Here is a 10,627-nt window from a genome sequence, read left to right as displayed (position 1 = left end):
CGACTGAGACCCTACAAGGGAAAACGCCCGCAACTGGGCAAACGGGTGTATGTAGATCCCTGCGCGACACTGGTGGGAGATATAAAGCTGGCCGACGATGCCAGTATCTGGCCCATGGTGGCAGCACGGGGGGATGTGAACCATATCCGCATCGGCGCCCGCAGCAATATTCAGGACGGCACCGTGCTGCACCTGACTCGCAAGAGTGCCGGCAATCCTGACGGCTATCCGCTGCTGATCGGTGAAGATGTCACGGTCGGTCACAAGGCGATGCTGCACGGCTGCACCATAGGCAACCGGGTGCTGGTCGGCATGGGGGCCATCATTCTGGATGGGGTGGTGGTCGAAGATGATGTGATGATCGGCGCGGGCTCGCTGGTGCCGCCGGGCAAGCGGCTCGAAGCTGGCTTCCTTTATATGGGCAACCCGGTCAAACAGGCCCGGGCGCTCAAGCCCGCCGAGATTGCGTTTCTCAAAACCTCGGCCGACAACTATGTCCTGCTCAAGGATGAGTATCTGCAAGAGACCTTATAGGGCAGGCAGAAACAGGAAGCCCGGCATGATGCCGGGCTTCGCTTCTTATATAGCTATATAGCAGTTCAGAACGGCTGGCTGGAAATCAGTGGGCCTGATCCCAGTTATCGCCGGTGCCAGCTTCGACCAGCAGGGGCACATGCAGTTCGGCAGCTGCCGACATCTTCTCCTTGATGATGGCGGTGTACTCCTCCAGCTTCTCTTCGCGGATCTCGAACACCAATTCATCGTGTACCTGCATCAGCATACGGATCGACTCATCCTCGATACCGCGGATCCAGCTGTCCACGTTGATCATGGCACGCTTGATGATATCGGCAGCAGTGCCCTGCATCGGGGCGTTGATGGCGGCCCGCTCGGCAGCCTTGCGCAAACCGGCGTTGCGGGACTTGATGTCCGGCAGATAGAGGCGGCGGCCAAACAGGGTTTCGACATAGCCCTGGGCTTCCGCCTGCTGGCGGGTGCGCTCCATATACTCCAGCACGCCCGGGTAGCGTTCGAAGTAGAGGTCCATGTACTTCTGCGCTTCGGCGCGACCGATCCCCAGCTGCTTGGCCAGACCAAAGGCACTCATGCCGTAGATAAGGCTGAAGTTGATCGCCTTGGCGCTGCGGCGCATGTCGGTGGTGACCGCATCGAGCGTCACGCCGAATACCTCGGCAGCGGTTGCCTTGTGGATGTCCTTGCCCTCGGCGAACGCGGTCAGCAAACCCTTGTCACCGGAGAGGTGCGCCATGATGCGCAGCTCGATCTGGGAGTAGTCCGCCGCCACCAGCTTGTAACCGGCGCTAGGAATGAAGGCCTGACGGATCCGGCGCCCCTGCTCGTTGCGCACCGGGATGTTCTGCAGGTTGGGGTCAGACGATGACAAACGACCCGTGGCCGCCACCGCCTGATGATAGGAGGTGTGTACCCGCCCGGTCTGGGGCTTGATCATCAGCGGCAACTTGTCGGTGTAGGTGGACTTGAGCTTGGCCAGAGTGCGGTGCTCCATCAAGAGGCGCGGCAGCTCGTAGGTTTCCGCCAGCTCGGCCAGCACCTCTTCTGCGGTGGACGGCGCCCCCTTGGGGGTCTTCTTGATGATCGGCAGCCCCAGTTTGGTGAAGAGGATCTCCCCCAGTTGCTTGGGCGAGGAGAGGTTGAACTCCTGTCCGGCCAGCTCATGGGCCTGACGCTCCAGCTCGGCCAGACGCAGTTCGATCTCCTGACTCTGCTGGTGCAGCAACTTGGGATCTATGGTGGTCCCGAGCAACTCCATCCGCGCCAGCACCGGCAGCAGCGGCAGCTCGATTTCGCTGAATACTCTGGAAAGGCCTGGCACGGCCTCCAGCTGACCCCACAGGGTCTGGTGCAGACGCAGGGTGATATCGGCATCTTCTGCCGCATAAGGGGCAGCCTGCTCCAGCTCGATCTGATTGAAGGTGAGCTGCTTGACCCCTTTGCCTGCAATATCTTCAAACGAAGTGGTCTCGACCCCGAGGTAACGCTTGGCCAGCGAATCCATGTCGTGACGACTGGCAGTGGAGTTAAGCACGTAGGATTCGAGCATGGTGTCGTAGGCGATACCTTGCAGGTCGATGTTGTGGTTGAGCAGCACGTTGCGATCGTACTTGAGATTCTGCCCCACCTTGAGACGGGTCGGGTCTTCCAGCAGCGGTTTGAGCTTGCCCAACACCACGGCTTCGCTCAGCTGTACCGGCGCCCCGAGATAGTCGTGGCCAAACGGCACATAAGCGGCTTTGCCCGGCTCAACCGCGAAGGAGACACCGACGATCCGCGCCTCCATATAGTCAAGACTGGTGGTTTCGGTATCGAAGGCGAACAGTGGTGCGGCCTGCAGTTGGGCCAGCCAGCCGTCAAACTCGGCGTCGTCCAGAATGCAGTGGTAGTCGGTTTCGATGGCGACAACCGGAGCGGCGCTGTCATCGCCAGCCTCTTCCTGTCCAGCACTCTCTTCACCACCGGACTCCAGCTCCTTGATCAGGTTGCGCAGCTCGTATTCGCGGTAGACCGCCAGCAGGGACTCCTTGTCGACCGGTTTGAGCAGCAGCTGTTCCAGACTCTGCTCCAGCTCGACATCGGTCTTGATGGTGGCCAGAACATAAGAGAGGCGCACCTGCTCCTCCTGCTCGCGGAACTTGTCGGCGAACGCCTTGGAACCACGGAAACCGAGCGCGGCCACCTTGTCGAGGTTGGCGGCGATCTCGTCTATGCTGCCGATCCCCTGCAACAGGGCCAGCGCCGTCTTCTCGCCGACGCCGGTCATACCGGGAATGTTGTCGACCTTGTCACCCATCAGGGCCAGATAGTCGATGATGAGCTCCGGCGGCACGCCAAACTTCTCGATCACCCCTTCCCGATCGGTCTTCACATCTTTCATGGTGTCGATCAGGGTGACATGGTCGGAGACCAGCTGCGCCATGTCCTTGTCACCGGTACTGATCAGCACCGGCAGCTGCTTCTCGGTCGCCTGGCGGGCCAGGGTGCCGATCACGTCGTCCGCCTCGACGCCTTCCACCATCAAAAAGGGGAAACCCATCGCCTTGATCATCTGATGGATGGGGGCGACCTGACTGCGCAGATCGTCCGGCATGCTGGCACGGGTCGCCTTGTACTCGGGATAGATGTCGTCGCGGAAGGTCTTGCCCTTGGCGTCGAACACTACGGCCACATGGCAGTCAGGGTATTGCTTGCGCAGGCTGCGCATCATGTTGGCCATGACACGGACGGCGCCGCTCGGCAAACCGGTCGATGTACGCAGATCGGCCTGCTGGGAGGCGAAGAAGGCACGGTAAAGATAAGAAGAGCCGTCGACCAGAATAAGGGGGGTGCTAGGGGCCATGAAATCGTCCTGCCAGAGATAAACAGCCGCTAGGATGCCACAGGGCCCCCCTCACACCAAGGGGAGCTGCAGCCCCATAAACGGGCAGCCAAAGGGACTCAAGCTGTGGATAAGTCTGTGTTCAAAAATGGGGGGCAGTATGATCGACCGTGATAAAACTGTGCACAAAAATATAAAAATCCATATAAAACAGTAAACTAAGACATAGAAAACCGATCATGAGACTGTTGAAATGATCTCGATCAATGTGGAAAAAGATTTAAGGGAGTAGGTACGGCAGGATCCAAAACTAAACAATCCTAGCACAGCAAGATGACTTGACCAGCGGATGGCGAGCGATAACCATACAAAAGTACAACAATCCATCTTGGCTCACATTTTCAACAACGAGGGGTTTGCCATGAAAAAAGTGGCCGTGATTTTGAGTGGCTGTGGCGTCTTTGATGGTGCCGAAGTCCATGAGGCCGTCATCAGCCTGCTGGCGCTGGCCCGCCAGGGTGCCACCACCCAATGCTTCGCACCGAACGTGGCGCAGCTCCATGTTATCAATCACCTGACCGGAGAAATCAGCGAGAGGGAGAGCCGTAACGTGCTGGTCGAAGCCGCTCGCATCTGTCGCGGCCAGATCAGGGATGTGGCCGAGCTGGATGCGGCCGACTATGACGCCCTGCTGGTGCCAGGTGGCTTTGGCGCAGCCAAGAACCTGTGCGACTTCGCCACCAAGGGCGCCGGGTGCCAAATCCAGCCGGATGTGCTGAAAGCCTGTCAGAGCTTTGCCAATGCCCACAAGCCGGCGGCCTACATCTGCATCGCACCGGCCATGACCCCGCTCATCTATGGCGCCGGCACTCTGGCCACCATAGGCCATGACGAAGGGACCGCCAACGCCATCGAGGCCATGGGCGGCAGCCACCTCAACTGCCCGGTCAACGAGTTCGTGGTGGATCAGGAGCGCAAGGTGATCTCCACCCCCGCCTACATGCTGGCCAACAATATTGTCGAAGCGGCGGACGGCATCGAGAAGACGGTCAAACAGCTGCTGGCACTGTAATCCGCACCCCGCCAAAAACAGACGGGCCGCTCATGGAGCGGCCCGTTTTCAATTCTGCCTGAAGGCGATGAATTAGATGGTTTCGCCCATCTGATCCATCTTGCCCAGCAAGGCACGCAGACGTTCCTGCCAGGCAACATGTTCGTTGCGCAGCTGATGGTTTTCGTCTTGCAGCTTGCCGTTTTGCTCTTTCAGCTCGTCCAGCTCCATCTTCAGCAGAGAGATGTTGTCGACGGCGGATTGTACTTTGGATTCGAGTTGCTCAAGGACTTCTAGTGACATATGCATACCTGTATGTTCAATTGCGATGCCCCACAGAGGGCGATTCAAGCGCGTGAAGCCAGCATACCCTGAGGGCATCAGCACAAACAAGCCAGTGCGCTGTAAAATGCGCCTTCCATAGATGTATTGCCTAAATATGCGTCTGTTTTTCTCGCATCCTGCGCCCGAGCCGCGACAACACACTGAACTATGCGTAAACGGCCCCACCAACAGAGCATCATTGGCGCCATCCTGATGGAACCGCCCTTATCCATGCAAGGCGATATAGGCCCCCAGTAACAGACAGGCGACAGCGTACATCAGCAGGCCATAGAGCAGGTTCCAGCGCAGGATCAATCCGGCACTCAGGTTGTAACGGGAGGCCAGTGCCAGATTGGATCCGGAGAGCGGGCTGGTGCCGGTCGCCAGCCCCCACCCCAGCAAGAAGCACATGCCAAGCAGGCTGGGATCCGGCGCCAACGGCCACAACAGCGGCGCCAGCCCGGAGATGCTGATGAGCGGATGCACCCCGACGATGGCCACCAGCAGGATCAGCAACAGGGTGAGCGAGGACTCCAGCCAGCCGAAGTGGTTAAAGAGCGGCAGCCCGTGCTCGCCACCGAGTTCGAGCACCGACAGCGCACTGTTGATACCGGCGGCCAGCAAACCGGCCCCCAGAAACAGCACCAGCTGACCGCCGATGGCCGGGAAGCGCTCCAGCACCTGTCGCTTGAGCGCCGCCTTGCGTCCGACCCTCGGCATAAAGAGCAGCGCCAGCACGGGCGCCACCAGAGCGATCACAGCCAAAATGCCGAGCGATGGCCAAATCTGCTTGATCAGCAGCACCAACAGCGCCAAGGCCACTGGCAGCCCAAGGGTCTGCAACCGCAGCGGGTAGCCAGCAAAGTCTTCAACCCCGAGTCGCTCCACCTGCCAGGCAGTCAGTCCCATCGCCAGCAGCGCGGCAACCACGCCAAACGGCAGTATGCTCGACAATTGCAGGCCAGGGGCATAGGTGAGCGCCACCGCCATGGCGACAAAGAAGGGAGACCAGAAGGCCGCGGCACAAAAGATCCGGCTCAGCACCATCACTTGGCGCCGCTCCAGCGTGCCTGCACGCTCCAGCCGATCGCCAATGATGAACAGCACAGAGAGGTTGATGACAGCCCCCAGCAGGTTAAGGCTGGCCATGGTGCTCCACAGCCCCTTGCGACCTGACCAGGAGGCAGTGCCGGTCAGCAAGCCTGACGTCGCCAGGTTGAGGGTGCTCACTGCGGCAAACATGGTGAGCATGTTGATGTTGGGCAGCAGCCAGGCGCCCGGGTTGAGGCTCGCGCCCCGCCACCAGGAGAAGATCAGCAGCAACAGAGCCGCTCCGTACAGGGCGATTGCCTGCCGTTTGGCCGCCCCCACTAGCCAGGGCCAGGTGAGCAGGGAGGCAGCCCAGGCAGCGATGGCCGCCGGCCAGGGGGATAATCCCAGATAGAGGTGCAGCAGGTTGAGCAGCCACATCCCCAGGATCAGATAACCTGACCAGCGTTTGGCCATCGAATCGTCTCGGTCAGGGGATCAGAGGCACTGATCCATATCCAGCGAAGGCTTGTCGCACTCCGGGCGGCCCACTATCTTGGCCGGTACGCCAGCCACTGTGGTGTGCGGTGGCACCGGGTTGATCACCACGCTGCCGGCACCTATCTTGGCGCCCCTCCCCACTTCAATATTGCCGAGCACCTTGGCGCCCGCCCCTATCATCACCCCCTCGCGGATCTTGGGGTGGCGATCACCGCCCTCCTTGCCTGTACCGCCCAGGGTCACGCTCTGCAGGATGGAGACATCGTCCTCGATCACCGCCGTCTCGCCGACCACTATGCCGGTGGCATGGTCAAACATGATGCCCTTACCGATCCGCGCCGCCGGGTGCACGTCGACCCCGAACACTACGGAGATCTGGTTTTGCAGGTAAAGCGCCAGCGAGCGACGGCCCTGACGCCACAGCCAGTTGGCAACCCGATACCCTTGCAGGGCATGAAAGCCCTTGAGGTAGAGCAGCGGGGTGGAGAAGAGATCGACCGCAGGGTCACGCTCCTGCACGGCGCAGATGTCGGCCGCCACTGCCGCCAACAGATCGGGCTCGCTGCGCAAGGCCAGCTCGATCACCTCGCGCAGGGCGATGGCTGGCATGGTGGCGCTGTCGAGCTTGTTGGCCAGCTGAAAGCTGAGGGCCGAGCACAGGTTCTTGTGATTGAGAATGGTGGAATGAAAGAAGCTGGCCAGCATGGGCTCTTCGGTCACCATGCATGCCGCTTCTCGCTCAATTTTTTGCCAGGTTTTGGCAACCAGATCATCCATGTTACAGCCTACTGTTGTTCTGATGGAGTGCCTTGCTGTTCCTGGTGCACCACAGAGATGGGGTCCATATGAATAATTACATCCATGCGCTCAAATTCCTGACGCACCGCCAGTTCGGCTTCATCGGCGATCTGATGGGCCTTAATCAGAGGGAGCTGATCATCCAGCTCCAGATGCAACTGCACGAAGCGGGTCGGACCGGATTGACGGGTACGCAGATCATGCACCCCGTGGACACCTTCGACTTCACAGCAGAGAGCCATTATTCTCGCTTGTTCTTCGGCTGGCAACTGACGATCGAGTAGCGCCTGCACCGACTCATAACCGATATGGATGGCGCCCCACAGCAGGAACAGGCCGATCAGGATGGCAAACAGGCCATCGGCCCAGAACCAGCCCCGCCCCGCCAGCACCAGCGCCAGCAAAACGCCGCCATTGAGCAGCAGGTCGGAACGGTAGTGCAACATGTCGGCCTTGATGGCCACACTGTTGGTCTTGCGGATGACAAACCCCTGGAAACTGACCAGCAGCAGGGTCAGCACGATAGAACCGCCGCTGACCCAGAGGCCCGCTTCGAGCCGCAGTATGGGCGCCTGGTTGAGCAAGGAGGAAATGCCGTGCATCACCAGCAGCAGGGCCGAGCCCGAAATAAACGCAGACTGGATGAGCCCCGCCAGCGACTCCGCCTTGCCGTGGCCGAAGCGGTGCTCGTCATCGGCCGGGGCCAGTGCATAACGAATGGCCAGCAGGTTGATGATGGAAGCGCTGACATCCATGAGGGAGTCGGTGAGCGACGCCAGCAGACTCGATGAATCCGTCATGAGCCAGGCGATCAGCTTGCCGGTGATCAGCACAGTAGCCGTGGTAACGGCGGCCATGCTGGCCAGCGTCACCCAGCGGGAATATTGTTGATGGCTCAAAACCGGCTTTCCTCTTGCGGTTAAAAATCTATTATACCCTGACCCCTGCGCCGGCTTGGCGTGAAAAATCAGCGGAATGACTATCAGATGCACAAAATACTCCTGGTCGACGACGATCTCGAGCTGACCCAGCTGCTCACCGAAATTCTGACTCTGGAAGGCTTCCAGGTCACCGTCGCCGAAGATGGCGAAGAGGGGTTGCAGCGACTGGCAGAGCAGGACTTCAACCTGGTGCTGCTGGACGTCATGATGCCCAGGCTCAACGGCTTCGCCATGCTGTCCAGGCTGCGCACGACCCACGACACGCCGGTGCTGATGCTGACTGCCCGTGGCGACAGCCAGGACAGGGTCAACGGGCTGGAAGCCGGGGCCGACGACTATCTCGCCAAGCCATTTGACGACAGGGAGCTGCTGGCCCGGGTGCGCGCCATATTGCGCCGGACCCAAAATGCCCAGCCCCAGCGCGGCGGCATCTCCGAAGAGCTCCGCTTCATGGATCTGGTGCTGCAACCCGGCCTGCAACAGGCCAGCAGCGGTGATCAGCTGCTGGAGCTCACCGCCACCGAATTCGGGCTGCTGGAGTGCCTGCTGCGCAACCCCGGCCAGATCATCAGCAAGGGCCATCTCTCCGAGCAGGTGCTCGGCAAGAAGCTGGAGCCCTTCGATCGCGCCATCGATATGCACCTGAGCAACCTGCGCAAGAAACTGCCGGAGCGTACCGATGGCCAGCCCCGCTTCAAGACGGTGCGCGGACGCGGCTATCTGTGGCTGGAACAGGCATGAGCACAGCCCGTACCTTCAATGGCCTCTCCACCCAGATCTTCCTCTGGTTCTGGCTCATGCTGCTGGTGGTGCTGGCGGCCGTCGTGATACTGCCAACCCTAGATCCCCGCAACATCATCCCCTTGCCGGCGCATGAGATGACCCGGATGAACAACAATCTGAAGGCGTTGCAGAAGGGGGCGGATCCCGCGCAGGAGTTCGATCTGGTCCAGGCCATAGAAGCGGCGGGCCTGCTGCCGGTAGACAACATCTATCTGCGCGATGCAACAGGCCAGATGCAATCCACTACTCACCTGAGCAAGTTCGTGGTCCGCTTCATGCTCGATTCGGACAACCCGGCCAAGCCCATGCTGGGCAGCGAACACCAGCAGGCCATCGCTGGCCCCTTCCAGATGGAACATCGCGGCCAGATCTATCACGTCTACTTCGGCCTCAATGTCGAAAACTCCTATCTGTTCCTGTTCATCCAGATCCTGGATCACCCGGTTCAGATCCTGGGCATCGCCATGCTGGTCAGCACCCCGCTCTGCCTGCTGCTGGCCTGGCGGCTGACCCGCCCCATACTGCAGTTGCAGCAGTCTGTCTCCCAGCTGGCGGAGGGCAACCTGGAGATGCAGATCCCCAACCTGGGGCGGCGTGACGAGATCGGCCAGCTGGCGGATCACGTCAGCCACATGGTCGATACCCTCAAGAACATGATCCAGAAGCAAAAGCAGCTGTTGTCCGACATCTCCCACGAGCTGCGCAGCCCGCTTACCCGCATCCAGCTGGCACAGGCGCTGATCCGTCGCAAGCAGGGGGACAGCAGCGAGCTGGCCCGGATAGAGTCAGAGATTGGCCGGCTCGACAAGCTGATCGGCGACCTGCTCGACCTGTCGCGGGTGCAGCAACACGTGGAAGTGCCTGTGGTGATGCCGCTGGCGGAGCTGCTGGAGCCCATGCTGGACGACGCCATGTTCGAGGCCAACCAGAGCGGCAAGCAATTACGTCTGCCGCCCCTGCCGACCGAGTCGATCCGGATGTGGCCCGAGCTGCTGGTGCGGGCGCTGGAGAATCCGCTGCGTAACGCGCTCAAGTACGCACGCGAGTTCATCAAGGTGGACTGGTATCGGGAAGGACGGGAGTGGGTGATGACCATACGCGACGATGGCCCCGGCGTGCCGGTGGATCAGCAGGCCCAGCTGTTCCTGCCCTTCTTTCGGGTGGATGATGCCCGCAATGCCAAGACTGGCGGCACCGGGCTCGGGCTGGCCATCGCCTCGGAGGCGATCCAGCGTCACGGTGGCACCATACGCGCCAGCAGCAACCAGCCGGCCGGACTGACCATTACCATCCGCCTGCCCATCGGCTGAGTCACCTCTTTTCATCCACCCGGGCGCTGGGTATGCTGGCGCCCCTTTCGGCCCAATCTAGACCCCATCAGGATCCCGCCATGCTCGACATAGTACTTTACCAACCGGAAATCCCGCCCAACACCGGCAACATCATCCGTCTCTGCGCCAACACTGGCTACCGGCTGCACCTGATAGAGCCGCTGGGTTTCGAGTGGGATGACAAGCGGGTGAAACGGGCCGGGCTCGATTATCACGAGTTTGCCGAGGTGAAGCGCTGGCCTGACTATGACGCCTTTCTGGCAGAAGTGGCGCCCACGCGGGTATTCGCCTGCACCACCAAGGGCAGTACCGCCCATTCGGCCGTGCAGTTTGCCCCCGGCGACGCCATGCTGTTCGGCCCTGAGAGCCGTGGCCTGCCTGCGGATCTCATCGAGAGCCTACCGTTCGAGCAGCGGCTGCGCATCCCCATGCTGCCCCAGAGCCGCAGCATGAACCTCGCCAATGCGGTGGCGGTGTTCGTGTATGAGAGCTGGCGCCAGCTGGGCTATGAGGG

At 60.7% G+C, this 10,627-nt stretch carries 10 protein-coding genes; 5 read left to right on the top strand and 5 right to left on the bottom strand.

Annotated elements, in window-relative coordinates; genetic code table 11:
* The coding region (locus AAC083_RS20375; RefSeq protein WP_108537576.1) for a gamma carbonic anhydrase family protein at positions 1-534 on the top strand (534 nt) is incomplete at its 5' end.
* A gap of 85 nt (positions 535-619) precedes the next feature.
* Here the strand turns inward: AAC083_RS20375 and polA are convergent.
* Complete coding sequence (polA, locus tag AAC083_RS20370; RefSeq protein WP_108537573.1) at positions 620-3,376, bottom strand: DNA polymerase I; 2,757 nt, start codon at positions 3,374-3,376, stop codon at positions 620-622.
* Positions 3,377-3,776: 400 nt separating this feature from the next.
* On the opposite strand from polA, the gene elbB reads away from it, so the two are divergent.
* The gene (gene elbB, locus AAC083_RS20365; protein WP_108537575.1) at positions 3,777-4,427 is read left to right on the top strand and encodes an isoprenoid biosynthesis glyoxalase ElbB; all 651 of its coding nucleotides are present in this window, start codon (positions 3,777-3,779) and stop codon (positions 4,425-4,427) included.
* 72 nt (positions 4,428-4,499) lie between these two features.
* Here the strand turns inward: elbB and AAC083_RS20360 are convergent, their stop codons facing one another.
* The 4 genes from AAC083_RS20360 to fieF form a co-directional block, all read right to left on the bottom strand.
* Complete coding sequence (locus AAC083_RS20360; protein WP_042037447.1) at positions 4,500-4,709, bottom strand: cell division protein ZapB; 210 nt, start codon at positions 4,707-4,709, stop codon at positions 4,500-4,502.
* Positions 4,710-4,955: 246 nt separating this feature from the next.
* Positions 4,956-6,236: a hypothetical protein gene (locus tag AAC083_RS20355; RefSeq protein ID WP_108537571.1), complete on the bottom strand. Its 1,281-nt coding sequence runs from the start codon at positions 6,234-6,236 to the stop codon at positions 4,956-4,958.
* Between the two features lie 21 nt (positions 6,237-6,257).
* Positions 6,258-7,037 (bottom strand): serine O-acetyltransferase, encoded by a 780-nt coding sequence (gene cysE / locus AAC083_RS20350; protein ID WP_042037445.1) that lies wholly within the window; start codon positions 7,035-7,037, stop codon positions 6,258-6,260.
* Positions 7,038-7,045: 8 nt separating this feature from the next.
* Positions 7,046-7,957 (bottom strand): cation efflux pump FieF, encoded by a 912-nt coding sequence (fieF, locus tag AAC083_RS20345; RefSeq protein ID WP_042037444.1) that lies wholly within the window; start codon positions 7,955-7,957, stop codon positions 7,046-7,048.
* Between the two features lie 87 nt (positions 7,958-8,044).
* On the opposite strand from fieF, the gene AAC083_RS20340 reads away from it, so the two are divergent.
* The 3 genes from AAC083_RS20340 to trmL all read left to right on the top strand — a co-directional run.
* On the top strand, positions 8,045-8,740 hold the full coding sequence (locus AAC083_RS20340) for a response regulator (RefSeq protein ID WP_042037443.1): 696 nt from the start codon (positions 8,045-8,047) through the stop codon (positions 8,738-8,740).
* Entirely contained in the window at positions 8,737-10,092 is a 1,356-nt protein-coding gene (locus AAC083_RS20335) for an ATP-binding protein (protein ID WP_108537570.1), read from the top strand. Before AAC083_RS20340 ends, AAC083_RS20335 begins: the two co-directional genes overlap by 4 nt.
* 80 nt (positions 10,093-10,172) lie before the next feature.
* Positions 10,173-10,627, top strand: a 455-nt coding sequence (gene trmL, locus AAC083_RS20330; protein ID WP_181364837.1) for a tRNA (uridine(34)/cytosine(34)/5-carboxymethylaminomethyluridine(34)-2'-O)-methyltransferase TrmL, incomplete at its 3' end; no start/stop codon positions are given.

Source organism: Aeromonas sp. HMWF014, assembly GCF_963878295.1.
Classification (GTDB): Bacteria; Pseudomonadota; Gammaproteobacteria; order Enterobacterales; family Aeromonadaceae; genus Aeromonas; species Aeromonas popoffii.
The sequence above is the reverse complement of the archived record's forward strand: the minus strand, read 5'-3'. Positions and strand labels throughout refer to the sequence as shown.

Excerpts from the sequence above, each read along its gene's own strand:
- polA (WP_108537573.1), bottom strand. The coding sequence starts at position 3,376 with ATGGCCCCTAGCACCCCCCTTATTCTGGTCGACGGCTCTTCTTATCTT.
- elbB (WP_108537575.1), top strand. The coding sequence starts at position 3,777 with ATGAAAAAAGTGGCCGTGATTTTGAGTGGCTGTGGCGTCTTTGATGGT.
- AAC083_RS20335 (WP_108537570.1), top strand. The coding sequence starts at position 8,737 with ATGAGCACAGCCCGTACCTTCAATGGCCTCTCCACCCAGATCTTCCTC.
- AAC083_RS20355 (WP_108537571.1), bottom strand. The coding sequence starts at position 6,236 with ATGGCCAAACGCTGGTCAGGTTATCTGATCCTGGGGATGTGGCTGCTC.
- cysE (WP_042037445.1), bottom strand. The coding sequence starts at position 7,037 with ATGGATGATCTGGTTGCCAAAACCTGGCAAAAAATTGAGCGAGAAGCG.
- AAC083_RS20340 (WP_042037443.1), top strand. The coding sequence starts at position 8,045 with ATGCACAAAATACTCCTGGTCGACGACGATCTCGAGCTGACCCAGCTG.
- AAC083_RS20360 (WP_042037447.1), bottom strand. The coding sequence starts at position 4,709 with ATGTCACTAGAAGTCCTTGAGCAACTCGAATCCAAAGTACAATCCGCC.